This window comes from Chungangia koreensis, assembly GCF_042651785.1.
Classification (GTDB): Bacteria; Bacillota; Bacilli; order Bacillales_A; family Planococcaceae; genus Chungangia; species Chungangia koreensis.
Window position 1 is genome coordinate 100,556 of sequence record NZ_JBHSEC010000007.1, and the last position, 16,893, is coordinate 117,448.

The following is a 16,893-nucleotide window of genomic DNA, read 5'->3' on the forward strand; positions in this document are numbered from 1 at the left end:
ACCCGGACATCCTCTTTTCTATACATATGTTAACTTTCCGTTTTCGGGTTTGGCGACCCTTTCCCTCGCATCTGCAGGGAATATAAACGTCCAAGGCATGCTGCAACTTGAGGGTACTGTAACATTTGGCAAGTTGAAAGTATGCTCAGCAAACTGTTCTTGTCCTGCATCATACCGAAGCTTAGCATCGATGAAATTGAGGTCTGTTTCCGTGAAATTATGAATTAGAACAGTAATGAGAAGCTCTTTTTTATAGTTCTCAGCTTCCCAAATTGGAGTGAACCGGATTGGTTCAGTAGCCGGTTCTTTTGTTGATTCAAAAAGTTCCTCAATCATAACCCGATCTTTTTTCGATAACGCTTTGTCCCAGGAAGCTTCAAATTGTAGTTTTTGCATCGGAACACTCCCCTAAATAGTAGGTTGAACGCAACTAATTCCTTACTCGATTATAGCAATATTTGTGTGCTGCCTAAAGGAATCAGCTGAGCATCCAATTTAATCAGAATAATAACTGGGTGTTTGAATAAGTTACACAAAAACCCGGGAAATTATATTCCCGGGTTCTTCGTTCTTATTATTTGTTTGCAACTAAGACAAGTTTCCCCTTGTCGAGTTCCTTTTCATATTGTGCTGCTTCTGTTTCACTCAATCCGACCGAAGCAAGTTTATTGCGGAGTTCATCTCCACGAGAGTTGACCATGTTTTTCATGGATTTTAGGAACCCTTGTTCACTTACACCGGCTTCTTCTGTTCCTAACGCATCGTTAATGTCTTCTTCCCGTTCTTCATAGTGTGCAAAGATGTAAATGTTGTCACGTAGATATCCTTGTGCTTCTAAATTTTCTACTTCCTGTTTGGCCTTAACTGCGTTTTCTACTGTTAGTTTAACTGTCATTTATATCCCTCCTAATTATGTTCACATTTATCTATTCCACTAAAAAGGAGGAACAAAACGTTGTCGCAGGATTTGAGGGGGAATAAAAAAGCTAAAAACTATAATCGGTAGTAAAGCGGGAGGAATCGGTAGTAAACGTACAATAATCGGTAGTAAAGGGATAAAAATCGGTAGTAAACCCAAGATAATCGGTAGTAAAACCTCCAGAATCGGTAGTAGCCTGCCCCAGCTGCCTGACAAAAAAACAACAGCTTGTGGCAAATAAATGCACAAGCTGTTGTTACTATGAAATATAGGCAATGATCCCTAATTCATCATCAAGCTTTAACTCAATAGCTGCAGCGAAAGGATCCATATTCAAAAACTCATCAATCCATAAGCGAAGGGCTTCAATGATGTTCGCCAAAATTAGGATCTGTTTCCTGCCATCCACCCATGACTCTGCGGAAAATCCGTAATCATCATCATACAAAAGCTCTACTTCCACTTCTTCTGGTCGAACCTGCTTTTTGCGAGCTGTATAAACGCAAAGAGAGTTGATGATATCCTGTTCGGATATGATCAATTTCTCCATGGATTGGAATCCTCATCACGTTTTTTTATTAGCATTGTAAATACTGTCTTAATCAACCAAAGCAGTACAAGGATACCTAACACATTAATTAATAAGCCTAAAACGGACCCTAACATGCCCATGTTCGCAAACAAGCTGCCGAATAGTAACCCGGCAAGGCCTCCAACAAATAATCCTCTCATTAAACCGCCAGATGAGAACCCTTTATTGTTAGTAGTGGTATTGGATTTGTTGACGGCTGTTGAATCAGTGTCTTTCTTTTGTATATTAGATTTTTGATTTTGTTGGTTGTTATTGAAGTTGAATCCCTTCTTACCGGATTTATAACCTTTTGCCTCTACTGAAGCCGGATCACTAATCAGCACCGTGGTTCCTACCGCAGCAAATAGTAGAGCGGCTGACAATAAAGCTGCCATGAATTTTTTCAAAATTGATGTCCCTCCATGTTGTTTGTCCTACATTCATTATATACGAATAACTTTTTAATTGGTTTCATTTAGTATGTCCATTTTAGGAGAAATCAGGTCGGCATAAAATCATGTGAACGAGAAATGATATCGGTGAATGGAGGTGGAATCATGAACACTCAACCAAATGGGAAATATACGGAAGCCGGAACGGACATTGAGGAAGTGAAAAAAAGAAATGCCGAATCGGGTATGACATATAATGAAGTGAAGGAAATGCTGGCAAGGTCAATTACGAAAGAGGCTGCAGAACGTACCAGTGTGCCATCCAATAGTAAAAGTATTTAATGAGAAGGCAGGAGAAATCCTGCCTTTTTAGATTCTATTGACAGGGATTTAACAGTAAAAGGAGAATATGTATAGATAGAGATAAATAGAGGGGACGAACTAATGGATGGGGTTTAATGTTGTTGAATGGTCACTGACGAGTTTAATCTGGATCATAGTGGCTGTGCTTGCTTTTCATGTTTATAAAAATCAAAAAGAAAAAACGAAATCATGGAAAATCGTTCTTTTACTCTTAACAGGAATATTTTCCTTCTCCTTTACTATTCCGATCGGTGGAGAATTTATACGAGTTGCCATATTGCCGCTCGGTGTCATGGCATTGGCCTTCCTATTCAGAAAGAAGAAAGAAAAATGGTTAGTATATCGGAAATATGCGTGGCTTGGTTTTTGGGCAAATTATCTCTTTTTATTTGCAAGCCTGCTTTCAAATCCAATTCATCATGCCATTTATCCAGAACACTTGGCACATACATACATAGCTAAATTTGATGAACCATCGTTAATGATGATCCATCCTTCGGGTGAAGAAAGAATAGTCGTTCAAGAAGAGTTCGAAGATGCTTTAACAACAATGACTTTTCAAGGGGATTTTCCTCCTTTGGCCTGGTATTATGAAACGGAAAATCATGAGCAAACAGAACCTAGATATGTAGAAGAACGATTTCCTTACATTGTAAATGGAGTAGTCCCAAAATGGGGAAGCGGTATTGAGTCAATCGTTTATATGGAGAAGGATGGAAAGGGGATCATGGTGAGTACACCGGATGGCCAGTATTATTTCCGTTCAGTACAGGAATTGTTCGTGGAGGGTGAAAAATGATGAAAAAGAGGATCCTAATAGGAGTAGCAGCAGTTGCACTGATTATTGTCGCCATTTTCGTCTTCCGTCTACAGTTCTCAAAGCCTCCCTCTAAATTCTTGACTGCTCAGGAAATAAAAACGGAGATCAATGAGGTTTACCAAAACTCTGAAATAAGCGAAGTGCAGGATGTAATTTTTATAAATGACCGGAATGTATTCGTGCCTCTTCTACTCGATGATGGAAATTATGGCTCGGCTGCTTGGACTTGGAAATCTTCAGAAAACTGGCAACTTCAATCTTTTGATTTGATCGGTTCTCCTCGACTATGGAAAATTGGGGATGAGGAAGGTTACTTCATTTGGAATATGCCTCCTGATGAGCAGGTGGCTGGTATCAATTTTTACATGATTCGTGACCGAAATGCGTGGGTTAGTGGAGGCACTCCTTTTTACTTGCCAAGAATTCAAATGGAACACCATATCCCATATGAGAAAAACGGGTACGGTGTTTATGAGATGCCAAAAGAATGGATGAAACTGACGAAGCAGCTGTCTGAAAATGAAGCAGGACGAACAGACCAACTATTCCAAAGTATGTTTTCGCATAATGAACTTGTACAATTCGGCTGGAGAACTGTGGATCATGAGGGTCAGTTAAAAGATATCAAGCAGGACAATCATATAAGTGGCGGCTTCGCATACTCCTCAAGCCCAGATTTTCACTTTGTATTTCCTCTACATGAAGGCGAAGTGGAATCAGGCAAATAGGAAAGGGATCTTGCATTTACACAAGATCCCTTTGTTTTACTCACCAGTTTCGGCAAATCGTTTTATTCTGTCGCCAATTTCGTCTCGTACCCGTTGGAATACGGACCATTTCTCTTCTTCAGAGCCTTCCGCTTTAGCCGGGTCATCGAATCCCCAATGGTCACGCATTACATGAGGCGGTGTTGTGGGGCATTTGTCCGCAGCGTCTCCACATAAGGTTACGACAAAGTCTGCGTTGTTAAGCACTTCACGGTCAATGATATCGGAGGTTTGGTCGGCAATATCGATCCCAATCTCCTGCATGGCTTTTACGGCTTTAGGATTTAAACCATGGGCTTCTATTCCTGCGCTTAAAACCTTCCAGTCGTCCCCTAAAAGTTGTTTTGCCCAACCTTCAGCCATCTGGCTTCGGCATGAATTGCCTGTACATAAGAAATAGATGATCTTCTTCTCCAACACATTCGCCTCCTATAAAATGCGCAAGGTGATATAAAGTCCGATCAGTGTAATGAACAAGATCGGAATCGTTAAGATAATTCCAGTTTTAAAGTAGGTACCCCATGAGATTTTAACTCCTTTTTGCGATAGAACATGGAGCCATACTAACGTTGCCAAAGATCCAATCGGCGTGATTTTCGGACCTAAGTCTGAACCGATGACGTTAGCGTATATTAATGCTTCACGCATTGTGCCGGAAGTACTTGTTTCGGCAATTGCCAATGCATCAATCATAACGGTCGGCATATTGTTCATAATCGAAGAAAGGAGTGCAGCAAGGAAGCCCATCACGATTGTAGCGGCCAAGAGTCCTTGGCCGGCAGCTGCTTGGATGAGACCAGCTAAAGACTTTGTTAGCCAAGCATTTCCAAGACCGTAAACAACCACGTACATCCCAATCGAGAAGAACACGATATTCCAAGGCGCACCTTTCACGACCTCTTGCGTGTTGACTGCTTGGCTGTTTCTGGCAATCAGTAAAAAGAAGATCGCCACAATTCCAGCGATGAACGAAACGGGTATTCCGATGAATTCACTTGTAAAATAACCGATTAGTAATATTCCTAAAACAAACCAGCTCAGCTGGAACATTCGCAAATCCTTGATGGCTTCGTTCGGTTTTTTCAACTTCGACATATCATAACTGGTTGGAATATTTTTTCTGAAATAAATCAATAGTACGCTGATGGTCGCCACCAGAGAAAATAAGTTAGGAATGATCATATGTAGTGCATACTCCACAAATCCGATCCCAAAGAAATCGGCAGAAACGATATTGACTAAGTTACTGATGACAAACGGAAGAGAAGTCGTATCAGCGATGAATCCACTTGCCATGATGAAAGGGAAAATCATTGCTTCTTTAAACTTCAAGTGTCGTACCATGGATAACACGATAGGAGTTAAAATAAGTGCTGCTCCGTCATTGGCAAACAGTGCGGATACGACTGCTCCAAGAATGCTAACATAAACGAACAGTTTGATCCCATTACTTTTAGCGGCTCTTGCCATATGCAAGGCAGCCCATTCAAACAACCCAATTTCATCTAATATCAATGAAATGATAATTAGTGCTACAAATGTCAGTGTGGCATTCCACGTAATATCCACGACCGCCAATACATCTTGTAAACCCACTACCCCGAATAGTAAGGCGATTACCGCTCCGCCAATAGCAGACCAGCCAATGGACAGGTTTTTAGGTTGCCATATAACCAACGTTAAGGTGATTACAAATATAAGTGTTGCCAAAATAGCGTTCAAACGAAATCCTCCATTAATTACAGTGAATACGCAAACCAGTACAACTCACATCATTATAGAAGTATAACAGGTATGGTGCAACGCGAATGTGGAAAGGGAAAAATAATTAGAGGAAGAAGCGATTTATTGTTGAATAGTAATTAGAGGAGGGTTGTTATGAACATACTATGGGATTTTGATGGCACACTGATCGATACGTATCCTGTTTATACAGAATTATTATATAGAGTGTTAAATAATCAATATGAACGAGAAGAGATTTACCGTCAGCTGAAAGTTTCGTTCGGACATGCATTTCATCACTTTCAGATGACTGATGAACAAGTGGAGGAATTCAAGCGAATTGAAAGAGGAATATTGCCTGACCAGGCAAAACCGTTTGACGGGGTTGAGGAAGTGCTGAAGTTCGCGTCAATGAATGTCATCATGACACATAAGGACAGAAATAGTGTTGAGTTATTTTTGAAACATCATGGAATCAGTCATTTCTTTACTGAAATTGTTTCCGTGGAGGACGGGTATCCTCGTAAGCCGGACCCTGCCTCCTATCGATATTTACATGAAAAATACACCATCGACTTAGCGATTGGCGATCGAGAGTTGGATTTAAACCCAGCAAAGAAATTGGGAATCAGCACGTGTATGTTCCAAGGCGAAAGTGTCATCGCAGATTATAGATTAAATCAATACCGAGACTTTTTTGACGTCGTAAAGATTGAGGGAATATGAATGATCTTACATACAAATGTAATTGGAACTGGGGAATCAATCGTATTTTTGCATACAGGACTTCAAACGGGTAAGAATGATTTTACCGTTCAACAGGAACATTTCAAAGAACAATACAAAGTCTTTTCACCGGATTTACGGGGACACGGAAAATCGGTTGGAGATGTGACTGAGCATTATTTTGCTGATGCTGCGAAAGACTTATATGAAACACTGAACCATCATGACGTGAAAATGGTCAATCTTGTCGGATGTTCATTAGGAGCTTTAGTAGCAGTCAAATTTGCTCAACTTTTTCCCGAGTTGGTCAAATCGTTAACCGTTTCGGGCATAACGATTGAAAAACCGGACAATTGGCTGGAACTACATGCTTCCGATGTAGCAGTTCAATCGGCCATTTTGAAGAACGAGGAGTTCATTAATCACTTCAATCAGCTACATGATTCGGATTGGAGACAGTTTCTCGAACTTGGGCGCAGGGAAGATTGGTATCCTTTTGAAGATATGCAAGCTTTCAATCATTTCTCCTTCCCGGTATTACTACTGGTTGGTGAACGCCAATCAGCGGAAACCGCGGCAGTTGAATTATTTCCGGAAAATAACGAAAATGTTCACATTGCAATTATCCCTTTTGCTGGCCATTTGGTTCATGATGAGCAAACGGAGATATACGTTAGAGTGTTAGAGGATTTCCTTTTAAATTGCAAGAAATCTAAATAAGAGGTGAATTGTCATGAAAGAGTTCAAGGTAACATACTTTTTTGATGAGGAGCATTACATTAGAAGATTCATTTATATGGAGTCCCAAGAAGCAGCGGAGCAACTAATCCAAAGTGAAAGAGAACGATACATTTCTTTTACCGATAGCCGAGGCATTTATCATGAATTGAATACCCGGAATGTTCGGGTTACTCAAATCTCTGAATACTTCCGGGATCAGTGAACTTTTATGTTTTAATTCGCTGCAAAATAGGAATAGGTTAATGTCATATAATGATCGCATTGGAGAAGGCAACTGTGAGACCACACTGCATCGACATCTTAAGTTGGTGTTTAGTAGTGGTCTCTTTTTGTACCTGGCATTCAGGAAGGAGAGAGTAAGTTTGAAGCAATTTTCAGCTTTGAAAAGACAGACAGTATTAAAGAGTATGGAATCAGATGTATTTGATGTGCTCATAATCGGTGGCGGGATCACAGGTGCAGGCATTGCACTTGATGCAGTCACACGCGGGTTGAAGGTGGCATTGGTGGAAATGCAGGATTTCGCATCCGGTACATCCAGTCGCTCCACTAAATTGGTTCATGGCGGGCTACGCTATTTGAAGCAATTTGAGGTGAAGGAAGTTGCAGAATTGGGAAGGGAGCGGGCGATTGTTTATGAGAACGGTCCGCACGTAACGACACCGGAATGGATGCTTTTGCCTTTCCATGAAGGTGGGACATTCGGTAAGATGACCACTTCTCTTGGATTGAAGGTCTATGATCTTCTGGCTGGCGTGAAAAAATCAGAACGAAGAAAGATGCTCACGAAGGAAGAGACACTAAAGAGAGCTCCCATCATTAAAAAAGACGGGTTGCTCGGAGGGGGCCTGTATGTCGAGTATCGGACGGATGACGCCAGACTGACCATTGAGGTGCTCAAGGCAGCTTTTGCCAAAGGAGCGGTGATTTCGAACTATGCGAAGGCGGACCAATTTATTTATGATGAGAACCGAAAAGCTGTCGGGGCTGAAGTCGTAGACGTTCTGACTGAGGAACAGTTCAGCGTCAAGGCTAAAGTGATTATCAATGCGTCGGGACCATGGGTGGATTCCTTAAGGGAACTGGACAGTTCTAAAATGGATAAGCACTTAATATTATCAAAAGGAGTACATTTAGTATTCGACCAATCTGTATTTCCACTCTCACAGTCAATCTATTTTGATACGCCTGATGGAAGAATGGTATTTGCGATTCCAAGGGACGGAAAGACATACGTTGGAACGACTGATACGTTTTATGAAGGTAATCCGAAGGAGATGACCATCACTGAGGAGGACCGACACTATATTTTGAAATCCATTCATTATATGTTTCCGGAATTGCGAGTGTTGGAAGAGGACATCGAATCCAGTTGGGCTGGGGTAAGACCACTCATTCATGAGAAGGGAAAAGGGCCCTCTGAGATTTCGCGGAAAGATGAGATTTGGGAATCCGATAGTGGACTGATTACGATTGCAGGAGGGAAGTTGACCGGATACCGGAAAATGGCCCAAACAGTGGTTGACTTAGCTGTACGGAAACTTAAGGAAGTAGAGGACGGGAATTTCGGTCCTTGTATAACTAAGAAGTTACCAATTTCGGGTGGTGATTTTGGAGGCTCTTTTAAAATGAGGCAGTTTATAAAAGAAACAGTGCATCAAGCTCTGCAGTTGGGATTAAATCAGAAGGAAACTGCAGAAATTGTGAAAATGTACGGAACGAATGCTCGTAATGTCCTAAGTTATGTAAAGCATAACGGCTCAGCTCTGCCTGATGGATTATACGCACGCCTCATGTATGCCATTCATGAGGAAATGGCCATCAAGCCGGCTGATTTCTTTGTTCGGAGGACTGGTAAACTGCTGTTTGATATTTCCACAGTCCTTGAGTGGAAGGGAGAGGTAGTTTCAGTGATGGCTGAAACCTTTAAATGGACTGAAACTGAGCGGGAAAAGTATTCCGATGAATTAGATCAGGAAATTATTATTGCTACAATTCCACAGTAATAGGGTTGAATAGATTTCAAGGTTTAAATCGGGTAACAGAAGTGATCGAATAGGTCAGTCTACATAGTGAACAGATGTTCAATGGGGAGCATTTGGCCTAAAGTGATCGCTTACAAACATAAAAGGAGGAAAGATGTTGTCATCGTTTTTGGCAGAATTAGTTGGAACGATGCTCCTGATCGTTTTCGGGGGCGGGGTCGTTGGTGGTGTTCTGATGCGGAAATCGAAGGCCGAAGGTGCAGGATGGGTTGTCATCACCATTGGATGGGGTCTTGCAGTAGCAATCGCAGTCTATGCGGTTGGACAGTTCAGTGGGGCACATATAAACCCTGCAGTAACATTAGGTCTTGCGGCAATTGGAGAATTTCCATGGGCTGAAGTTCCGATGTATATCCTTGCTCAAATGATTGGTGCTTTCATCGGTGCAGTCGTTGTGTTCTTCCACTATTTACCTCATTGGAAAGAAACAACAGATTCCGGATTAAAACTTGCTGTATTTTCAACTGACCCAGCGGTTCGCCATCCGTTATCAAACTTAACAAGTGAAATTATTGGAACTTTTGTGTTGCTGGTAGGACTTTTATCGATTGGAGCGAATTCCTTTTCAGAAGGATTAAATCCATTGATCGTTGGTGCATTAATTGTCGCAATCGGGATGTCATTGGGAGGTACAACAGGCTACGCGATCAATCCAGCGCGTGATTTGGGCCCGCGTATTGCGCATTACTTCCTGCCGATTCCGGGTAAAGGATCGTCGAACTGGAGTTACGCATGGGTTCCTGTTGTAGGCCCAATCCTTGGAGGGGTGTTTGGCGCATTATTTTATAAACAAGTTTTCTTAGGTGAAAACTCTTTAGCATTCTGGATATTCGGCATTATCGTTGTCGCCATCTTGCTTGCTGCACATTTCTCTATTCATAAAGACTCAAAATATACCGCTGGGAAAAGGGCGGCATAATTTAAAGGGGGATCCATTAGTGGAAAAGTATATTTTAGCATTAGACCAAGGTACGACAAGCTCTCGCGCCATCCTATTCGATCAGAATGGCTCAATCTACCATACCTCTCAACAAGAGTTTAAGCAGTACTTTCCGAAAGCGGGCTGGGTGGAGCATGATGCAGGTGAAATCTGGAGTTCGATTCTGTCATGTATCGCAGGCGTTCTAAATCAAAAGAATATCCGTGCAGAACAAATTGCCGGTATTGGCATAACAAACCAACGCGAAACGACCGTTGTCTGGGATAAAAACACTGGTCAGCCGATTTATAATGCAATTGTATGGCAATCCCGCCAAACGGCAGGCATATGTGATGAGCTTAAGGCGAAAGGTTATAATGACTTGTTCCGTGATAAAACAGGGTTGCTGATCGATGCATATTTCTCTGGTACAAAAGTGAAATGGATCCTGGACAACGTAGAAGGTGCAAGGGAAAAAGCTGAAAATGGGGACCTGTTATTCGGTACCATTGATACATGGCTCGTTTGGAAACTTTCCGGTGGGCAGGCGCATGTGACCGATTATTCCAATGCATCCAGGACACTTATGTATAATATTTACGAACTGAAGTGGGATGAAGAACTGTTGGATATTTTAGGCGTTCCAGCTTCTATGCTTCCAGAGGTGCGTCCGTCTTCCGAGGTTTATGCCCACACGGTGGAAGAACTCTTCTTTGGCCACAGTGCACCAATTGCCGGAATCGCCGGAGACCAGCAGGCGGCTCTTTTTGGTCAAGCATGCTATGAAGATGGAATGGTGAAAAATACGTACGGAACAGGCTGCTTCATGCTCATGAACACAGGCCAGAAAGCTGTTCGGTCGGAGCACGGTTTGCTGACGACGATTGCGTGGGGAATTGACGGAAAAGTGGAATATGCCTTAGAAGGAAGCATCTTTGTGGCGGGTTCTGCAATTCAATGGCTGCGTGACGGATTACGTATGTTCAGAAGCTCGCCTGAAAGTGAAGAGTACGCGACGAGGGTCGATTCGACGGATGGAGTGTATGTGGTTCCGGCATTTGTCGGTCTTGGTGCTCCGTATTGGGATAGTGATGTTCGCGGTGCCATTTTCGGTTTGACACGAGGCACTTCTAAGGAGCATTTCGTTCGTGCGACACTTGAATCACTCGCTTACCAAACAAAAGACGTATTGGATGCTATGGAGGCAGATTCGGGCATTTCATTGAAAGCATTGCGTGTAGATGGCGGTGCAGTTAAGAATAATTTCTTAATGCAATTCCAAAGCGACATATTAAATGTGCAGGTCGACCGTCCGGTAATTAATGAAACCACTGCATTAGGTGCTGCTTATTTAGCAGGATTGGCAGTGGGCTACTGGAAGGATCGAAGCGAAATTGCAGACAAGTGGCAAATCGACCAAGCATTCGAACCAGAAATGGAAGATTCCAAGCGGGAAGAATTGTATGCTGGGTGGAAAAAGGCTGTGCAAACAGCTATGGCATTTAAGTAAGAAATCAAACAGGGGCGAGCATAGCAATAGCTTGTGCCCTGTTTTTCATTTTGATAAGGTAAACAGAAAAGGACTGACGTTAGTGAGCGAACAAGATTATGACCGACTTTTAAATATACATACGTCAGATGAGCAAATGGGTTTTCCGAAATCATTCCACTATCATCGATACGAACCGACCCCGTACAGTGCCTTGGAGATATTATTTAAGCATTATAAATTCACCGATACTGACCGAATCATTGATTTCGGATGTGGGAAGGGAAGACTCAATTTCTTTCTTCATCATTTATTCAACGTGAACGTGGTTGGTATTGAAATGGATATCGAATTTTATCAGGATGCTTTAAGGAATTTAGAGCGCTATCTTGTGAAAAATCCGAAAGGGAAAGGTAAAATACTTTTCCATCATGGAATGGCTCAGGAGTATAACATCGAACCTATGGATAACCGCTTCTATTTTTTTAATCCTTTCTCCATTCAGATTTTCACTAAGGTCATCAATCATATATTACTTTCTGTCGAAAGCCATTATCGTGATATTGAACTGATTCTCTATTATCCTTCCAAAGATTATACGTACTTTTTAGATAATCAATCTCCATTCCAATTGAAGGAAGAAGTACAACTGGGTGGAGACTATGATGAAAATCCTTTTGAAAAATTTTTGATTTATCGTTTTGAGTATTAATAGTGGAATAGATCTTATTTTTATAGTTGCAAAAAAAAACGCAGGAGTTACCTGCGTTTTTTGCATTTCATGAGCTTTGTTCAGATAATGGATGTTTGAGTTCAATCTTTTGTTTTTTTCCATAGGCTTGTACAATCAGTACGCCTGAAATGGCAATCGCCCCTCCGATGATCGATAGGGTTGAAGGTAGTTCCCTCAGCCATATCCATGCAGTGATAATCGAAATAACTGGCTCCAAGTACAGTGTGCTTGAAACGGAACTGGCATTGCTTAAAGACAGTGCCATGGCCCAAGTCAAATAAGCGATGGCGGTTGGAAAGATACCGATGTAAATGGCAGAAATGTTCGCTTCCAGAGTGGCATGTTGGATTTCATCTATCAAACCTGGAGCGAAAATCAGCAAAGGAATCATACCGGCCCATGTAAAATAAGCAGTCAATTCAATCGGACTATATTTCTTAAATAGCGGTTTTTGATAAACGAAAAAAATGGCTGTGGCGATTGCCGCGATTAACACCAATATGACACCAGGAGAAACATTAAACGTAGAGCCTCCGGTTCCTAAAGCAATGATGGTAATACCGGAAAATCCTATACTAAGGCCGATCCAACCAATTTTTCCGAGTTTTTCTTTGAGGATGATAACAGCAAGTATCGTTGTGAAAACAGGGGCTGAACCTATCAACATTCCAGCTGTCCCTGCGGAAACCGTCAATTGTCCATATGTAATACAAACGTGGTAAACTGTAATTCCTATTAAGCTAAGAAGAAGAATATTAGTGAGATCTTCTTTATGAGGAAGTCTGAATTTACTTCCTGGCCATAAAGCAATGATGGCAAAAATAATGGACGCAATCAAAAATCGGAATAAGGCAAGATGACCTGGAGAGTAACCCCCTTGTAAACTTGCTGAGATTGCTGCAAAAGTGGATCCCCATATAACGACAGTAATAAGTGCAAGAACTAATGATTTGATGTTCAAAGATTGTCACATACTTTCAATTTATTAATAGAAAGTATCGTACAATATTAATGTGTTATGTACAACCTTGTATTTTCAGTTGCAACAATTGGAATAGAAAAAAAGCGCTAGCCAATGGCTAAGCGCTTTACATTAGTTATAAAGATTGTAGACGGTTTTGCTCGACAGCTTCTCTAAGAGTTTGAACGGCAACACCTGTTGTTGCAGGTGGTACACCAATCTCTGAAATATCGCAAATGTTGATAAAGAGTCTGCTGTAATTGAACTCACCTATTGGAAACGCCCCAAGAGCAGGGAATTTAGTAGCATTTGTTAGTTGAACTACTGAACAATCGATTACTCTGGTAACTGTTCCGATTACAATGGCATTACTTTTCTCATAAATTGTTACTTCTTGCCCTACAAGAGTACATAGAACCTCAGCCACTGACTCTGTGCAACCATTTGTGTGATTTTTGCTCATTTTCCCACCTCGCTTTGTTTTGCATCCACATTCTTCAACAGCACCACTTTCACAATTGCATCGACGTGCTCTATTTTGTTCACCGCCAGTGTTATTGCCGGCACCATGGCCATGATCTTCTTCATCCAAGTTGTCTTCGATTTCATCTAATTCGCGAAGAATTTTTTTCAATAATTTGAGGATATCATCTAATTTATCTTCTACATCTTCTTCATTGTTGCGGCGTTTGTGTTCGAAGAAGTCACCCGCCACTTCATCATCGGAAAATCTTTTTCGATTGAAATCAGCTGCAACTCTAGCTCTGTTCATTTTTCGTGACATTATTTCACCCCCTCATTTGTGTGATAGTACATTATATGACTTGTTAAAAAGATGCATAGGGCGACTATACTAAGCATCTATTTTTTTATAGAACGTAAATCTCCCTATGCCCAAATCCGAGTAGATATTAGCGGCGGTGTTTACCGCTTCCATCTTCCTCAAGATCAGCTTCGATATCATCCAACTCCATCAAAATCTTCTTTAAGAGTTTGATAATATCGTCCAACTGGTCTTCTACATCCTCATCACGACGTTTTTTGTGATGAGGGCGGTTGTCTTCTTCCTCAAGCTCGCTTTCAATATCATCCAATTCCTTTAGAATTTTGTGCAACAATTTGATGATCATATTTAGCTGATCTTCAATATCGTCTTCACGACGGCAATTGTGGTGGCCTCTCTCATTCTCGTCGAGTAGGTCCTCAATCTCTTTCAATTCTTTAAGAATCTTTAGCATCAGCTTGATGATGACGTTTAGTAAATCTTCAACATCATCCTGGGGACGATGTTTTCGGTCGAAAAATTCTCCTGCTACATCGTCATTTCCGCGGTTTTTGCGTTCGAAGAACTCACCAGCTACATCGTTGTCACGTTTTTTGCGCTCAACAAAGTCACCGGCAAGCTCATCATCAAAGCGACGGCAAGGTTTGCGCCCTTCGAACTCACCAGCTACATCGTTGCTGTCAGTCATATGCTTAAGCATTTGAAATTCAGCAGAGGTTCTTCGTCTATCATTGTAAAATCGGGACATTCTTTCACCTCCCTTACTGTGAGATAGTACATTATATTAACTTTGAAGCTCGTGAAAAGGGCGACTATACTAAACCTTTGAATTTAGAGATGGTGGTTTTTATACTTTAGGGAAATTTAATGAGTTTTAGCTATGCTGGCGTGTTCATGCCGCAGATTTGTCCATTAAAAGAGTCGGTATCAACACCTCTGACTTTTCATACTATGTACTAAACCATGCCCTGAATGGAGGGAACACAATGGACATTTTGAATAAGGTGAAAAGCTACCGTGAAGAAGAGAATCGATTAAAATGGGTTGGTACGTTTGCAGATTATTTGAGTATTGTGAAGGAACGGCCAGAAGTTGCCCAGACAGCCCATTCCCGAATCTATAACATGATTAAAAGTGCTGGAGTGACGGAGCGGAACGAGCAGAAAATGTTCCATTTCTTTGGTGAAGAAATTTTCGGACTGGAGTCATCTTTGGAGCGGTTAGTCGAGGAGTATTTTCATCCTGCCGCTAAAAGACTGGATGTCCGAAAGCGGATCTTGCTGCTGATGGGACCTGTAAGTGGAGGGAAGTCAACACTTGTTACCTTATTGAAGCGTGGCTTGGAGCATTATTCGCGCACTGATGAAGGAGCCGTTTATGCCATTAAGGGCTGTCCGATGCATGAAGATCCCCTTCATTTGATTCCGAGTCATTTACGAGATGACTTCGCCAAGGAATATGGAGTGCGGATTGAAGGCAGTTTATCGCCTCTTAATACGATGCGTTTGGAGAAAGAATATGATGGAAGAATTGAAGATGTTTTAGTGGAACGGATCTTCTTCTCAGAAGATCGCCGAGTTGGAATTGGTACATTTACGCCATCCGATCCCAAATCACAAGATATTGCAGATTTGACGGGAAGTATCGACTTCTCTACGATTGCGGAATATGGTTCTGAATCCGATCCTCGTGCGTACCGTTTTGACGGAGAATTGAACAAAGCTAACCGTGGAATTATGGAGTTCCAAGAAATGTTGAAGCTTGATGAAAAATTCTTATGGCATTTGCTGTCATTGTCCCAGGAAGGTAACTTCAAGGCTGGCCGGTTTGCACTGATTAGCGCAGATGAAGTCATTATTGCTCATACGAATGAAACAGAATACCGGTCGTTTATTGCCAATAAAAAGAACGAAGCGTTGCATTCCCGAATCATCGTCATGCCAATCCCTTATAACTTGAAAGTGTCACAAGAAGAGCGGATCTATGAAAAGATGATCAAGGAAAGTGATATGGCGGATGTGCATATCGCTCCGCATGCGCTACGTACCGCAGCGATATTCTCAGTCCTGACGAGGCTGGAGGTGCCGAAGAAACAGGGCGTCGATATCGTGAAGAAAATGAGATTGTATGATGGAGAAAGTGTAGAGGGCTTTAATCAGATTGACTTAGAGGAATTGAAGCGAGAGTATCCGACAGAGGGAATGCATGGTATAGATCCGCGGTATGTCATTAACCGGATATCATCTGCCATTATCCGCAAGGAAATACCATCGATCAATGCACTCGATGTACTTCGATCCTTAAAGGACGGATTGGATCAGCATGCTTCCATTTCCAAGGAAGATAAAGAGTCATTTATGAATTATATCGGCATAGCCCGAAGGGAATATGATGACATCGCGAAGAAGGAAGTACAAAAGGCGTTCGTCTATTCCTATGAAGAGTCTGCTAAGACATTGATGGATAATTACTTGGATAATGTAGAAGCTTACTGCAATAAGCACAAGATCCGCGATCCACTGACCGGCGAGGAATTGAATCCGGATGAAAAGCTCATGCGTTCAATAGAAGAACAAATTGGGATTTCCGAAAATGCAAAGCGCGCATTCCGGGAAGAAATTCTAATCCGGATTTCGGCATTCGCCAGAAAAGGGAAACGCTTTGACTTCAATTCGCACGAACGGCTGCGCGAAGCAATACAGAAGAAGCTATTTGCTGACTTGAAGGATGTCGTTAAAATTACAACGTCGTCGAAAACTCCGGACGAATCCCAATTAAAGAAAATCAACGAAGTAGTGGCCAGACTTGTGGATGAGCATGGCTATAATCCTTCTTCCGCGAATGAATTGCTTCGATATGTAGGGAGTCTCTTGAATCGATAAGTTTGTGTAGGGTAAAAAAACAGGACTGATTAAAAATTAGTCTTGTTTTTTTATAC

20 protein-coding genes are annotated in these 16,893 nt (G+C 41.7%); 11 read left to right on the forward strand and 9 right to left on the reverse strand.

Annotated features, from left to right (window positions below):
- Positions 1-18: 18 nt before the first annotated feature.
- The 4 genes from ACFOZY_RS06640 to ACFOZY_RS06655 all read right to left on the reverse strand — a co-directional run bounded on the left by ACFOZY_RS06640 (position 19) and on the right by ACFOZY_RS06655 (position 1,897).
- Entirely contained in the window at positions 19-396 is a 378-nt protein-coding gene (locus ACFOZY_RS06640) for an SLAP domain-containing protein (RefSeq protein WP_378153593.1), read from the reverse strand.
- Between the two features lie 178 nt (positions 397-574).
- Positions 575-895: a YflT domain-containing protein gene (locus ACFOZY_RS06645; protein WP_378153595.1), complete on the reverse strand. Its 321-nt coding sequence runs from the start codon at positions 893-895 to the stop codon at positions 575-577.
- Between the two features lie 283 nt (positions 896-1,178).
- Positions 1,179-1,469: a YxcD family protein gene (locus tag ACFOZY_RS06650; protein ID WP_378153597.1), complete on the reverse strand. Its 291-nt coding sequence runs from the start codon at positions 1,467-1,469 to the stop codon at positions 1,179-1,181.
- The gene (locus tag ACFOZY_RS06655) at positions 1,457-1,897 is read right to left on the reverse strand and encodes a hypothetical protein (RefSeq protein WP_378153599.1); all 441 of its coding nucleotides are present in this window, start codon (positions 1,895-1,897) and stop codon (positions 1,457-1,459) included. Before ACFOZY_RS06655 ends, ACFOZY_RS06650 begins: the two co-directional genes overlap by 13 nt.
- A 150-nt stretch (positions 1,898-2,047) precedes the next feature.
- On the opposite strand from ACFOZY_RS06655, the gene ACFOZY_RS06660 reads away from it, so the two are divergent.
- The 3 genes from ACFOZY_RS06660 to ACFOZY_RS06670 all read left to right on the forward strand — a co-directional run bounded on the left by ACFOZY_RS06660 (position 2,048) and on the right by ACFOZY_RS06670 (position 3,793).
- A complete protein-coding gene (locus tag ACFOZY_RS06660; RefSeq protein WP_378153601.1) occupies positions 2,048-2,224 on the forward strand; it encodes a hypothetical protein in 177 nt (58 codons plus the stop codon).
- 106 nt (positions 2,225-2,330) lie between these two features.
- Positions 2,331-3,044 carry a hypothetical protein gene (locus tag ACFOZY_RS06665; RefSeq protein WP_378153603.1) on the forward strand — a complete coding sequence of 238 codons (714 nt, stop codon included), beginning with the start codon at positions 2,331-2,333 and terminating at the stop codon, positions 3,042-3,044.
- The gene (locus ACFOZY_RS06670) at positions 3,041-3,793 is read left to right on the forward strand and encodes a hypothetical protein (protein WP_378153605.1); all 753 of its coding nucleotides are present in this window, start codon (positions 3,041-3,043) and stop codon (positions 3,791-3,793) included. Before ACFOZY_RS06665 ends, ACFOZY_RS06670 begins: the two co-directional genes overlap by 4 nt.
- 36 nt (positions 3,794-3,829) lie before the next feature.
- Here the strand turns inward: ACFOZY_RS06670 and arsC are convergent, their stop codons facing one another.
- On the reverse strand, positions 3,830-4,249 hold the full coding sequence (arsC, locus tag ACFOZY_RS06675) for an arsenate reductase (thioredoxin) (RefSeq protein ID WP_378153607.1): 420 nt from the start codon (positions 4,247-4,249) through the stop codon (positions 3,830-3,832).
- Positions 4,250-4,261: 12 nt separating this feature from the next.
- Positions 4,262-5,554 (reverse strand): arsenic transporter, encoded by a 1,293-nt coding sequence (locus ACFOZY_RS06680; RefSeq protein ID WP_378153609.1) that lies wholly within the window; start codon positions 5,552-5,554, stop codon positions 4,262-4,264.
- A 156-nt stretch (positions 5,555-5,710) separates the two neighbouring features.
- Between ACFOZY_RS06680 and ACFOZY_RS06685 the strand changes: the two genes are divergently transcribed.
- From ACFOZY_RS06685 to ACFOZY_RS06715, 7 genes are all read left to right on the forward strand, one after another.
- Positions 5,711-6,283 (forward strand): HAD-IA family hydrolase, encoded by a 573-nt coding sequence (locus ACFOZY_RS06685; protein WP_378153612.1) that lies wholly within the window; start codon positions 5,711-5,713, stop codon positions 6,281-6,283.
- Positions 6,284-7,003 (forward strand): alpha/beta fold hydrolase, encoded by a 720-nt coding sequence (locus ACFOZY_RS06690; RefSeq protein ID WP_378153614.1) that lies wholly within the window; start codon positions 6,284-6,286, stop codon positions 7,001-7,003.
- 13 nt (positions 7,004-7,016) lie between these two features.
- Positions 7,017-7,226, forward strand: a complete 210-nt coding sequence (locus ACFOZY_RS06695) for a hypothetical protein (RefSeq protein ID WP_378153616.1) — start codon at positions 7,017-7,019, stop codon at positions 7,224-7,226.
- Between the two features lie 160 nt (positions 7,227-7,386).
- A complete protein-coding gene (locus tag ACFOZY_RS06700; protein ID WP_378153618.1) occupies positions 7,387-9,030 on the forward strand; it encodes a glycerol-3-phosphate dehydrogenase/oxidase in 1,644 nt (547 codons plus the stop codon).
- A gap of 133 nt (positions 9,031-9,163) precedes the next feature.
- Positions 9,164-9,988: an MIP/aquaporin family protein gene (locus ACFOZY_RS06705; RefSeq protein WP_378153620.1), complete on the forward strand. Its 825-nt coding sequence runs from the start codon at positions 9,164-9,166 to the stop codon at positions 9,986-9,988.
- 19 nt (positions 9,989-10,007) lie between these two features.
- A complete protein-coding gene (gene glpK, locus ACFOZY_RS06710) occupies positions 10,008-11,498 on the forward strand; it encodes a glycerol kinase GlpK (protein WP_378153623.1) in 1,491 nt (496 codons plus the stop codon).
- A gap of 82 nt (positions 11,499-11,580) precedes the next feature.
- Complete coding sequence (locus ACFOZY_RS06715) at positions 11,581-12,189, forward strand: hypothetical protein (RefSeq protein ID WP_378153626.1); 609 nt, start codon at positions 11,581-11,583, stop codon at positions 12,187-12,189.
- Positions 12,190-12,256: 67 nt separating this feature from the next.
- On the opposite strand, the gene ACFOZY_RS06720 is transcribed toward ACFOZY_RS06715, so the two are convergent.
- The 3 genes from ACFOZY_RS06720 to ACFOZY_RS06730 all read right to left on the reverse strand — a co-directional run bounded on the left by ACFOZY_RS06720 (position 12,257) and on the right by ACFOZY_RS06730 (position 14,703).
- Positions 12,257-13,171, reverse strand: coding sequence for a DMT family transporter (locus ACFOZY_RS06720; RefSeq protein ID WP_378153628.1), 915 nt, complete (start codon positions 13,169-13,171; stop codon positions 12,257-12,259).
- Between the two features lie 136 nt (positions 13,172-13,307).
- Complete coding sequence (locus ACFOZY_RS06725) at positions 13,308-13,955, reverse strand: hypothetical protein (RefSeq protein ID WP_378153630.1); 648 nt, start codon at positions 13,953-13,955, stop codon at positions 13,308-13,310.
- 127 nt (positions 13,956-14,082) lie between these two features.
- The gene (locus tag ACFOZY_RS06730) at positions 14,083-14,703 is read right to left on the reverse strand and encodes a hypothetical protein (RefSeq protein ID WP_378153632.1); all 621 of its coding nucleotides are present in this window, start codon (positions 14,701-14,703) and stop codon (positions 14,083-14,085) included.
- A gap of 238 nt (positions 14,704-14,941) precedes the next feature.
- On the opposite strand from ACFOZY_RS06730, the gene ACFOZY_RS06735 reads away from it, so the two are divergent.
- Complete coding sequence (locus tag ACFOZY_RS06735) at positions 14,942-16,837, forward strand: PrkA family serine protein kinase (protein ID WP_378153634.1); 1,896 nt, start codon at positions 14,942-14,944, stop codon at positions 16,835-16,837.
- Positions 16,838-16,893 lie beyond the last annotated feature (56 nt).

What these genes read in the sequence shown, in the direction of transcription:
- ACFOZY_RS06640 (WP_378153593.1), bottom strand. Translation starts at nt 396, where the DNA reads ATGCAAAAACTACAATTTGAAGCTTCCTGGGACAAAGCGTTATCGAAA.
- ACFOZY_RS06645 (WP_378153595.1), bottom strand. Translation starts at nt 895, where the DNA reads ATGACAGTTAAACTAACAGTAGAAAACGCAGTTAAGGCCAAACAGGAA.
- ACFOZY_RS06650 (WP_378153597.1), bottom strand. Translation starts at nt 1,469, where the DNA reads ATGGAGAAATTGATCATATCCGAACAGGATATCATCAACTCTCTTTGC.
- ACFOZY_RS06660 (WP_378153601.1), top strand. Translation starts at nt 2,048, where the DNA reads ATGAACACTCAACCAAATGGGAAATATACGGAAGCCGGAACGGACATT.
- ACFOZY_RS06665 (WP_378153603.1), top strand. Translation starts at nt 2,331, where the DNA reads ATGGGGTTTAATGTTGTTGAATGGTCACTGACGAGTTTAATCTGGATC.
- ACFOZY_RS06670 (WP_378153605.1), top strand. Translation starts at nt 3,041, where the DNA reads ATGATGAAAAAGAGGATCCTAATAGGAGTAGCAGCAGTTGCACTGATT.
- ACFOZY_RS06685 (WP_378153612.1), top strand. Translation starts at nt 5,711, where the DNA reads ATGAACATACTATGGGATTTTGATGGCACACTGATCGATACGTATCCT.
- ACFOZY_RS06690 (WP_378153614.1), top strand. Translation starts at nt 6,284, where the DNA reads ATGATCTTACATACAAATGTAATTGGAACTGGGGAATCAATCGTATTT.
- ACFOZY_RS06695 (WP_378153616.1), top strand. Translation starts at nt 7,017, where the DNA reads ATGAAAGAGTTCAAGGTAACATACTTTTTTGATGAGGAGCATTACATT.
- ACFOZY_RS06705 (WP_378153620.1), top strand. Translation starts at nt 9,164, where the DNA reads ATGTTGTCATCGTTTTTGGCAGAATTAGTTGGAACGATGCTCCTGATC.
- ACFOZY_RS06725 (WP_378153630.1), bottom strand. Translation starts at nt 13,955, where the DNA reads ATGTCACGAAAAATGAACAGAGCTAGAGTTGCAGCTGATTTCAATCGA.
- ACFOZY_RS06730 (WP_378153632.1), bottom strand. Translation starts at nt 14,703, where the DNA reads ATGTCCCGATTTTACAATGATAGACGAAGAACCTCTGCTGAATTTCAA.
- ACFOZY_RS06735 (WP_378153634.1), top strand. Translation starts at nt 14,942, where the DNA reads ATGGACATTTTGAATAAGGTGAAAAGCTACCGTGAAGAAGAGAATCGA.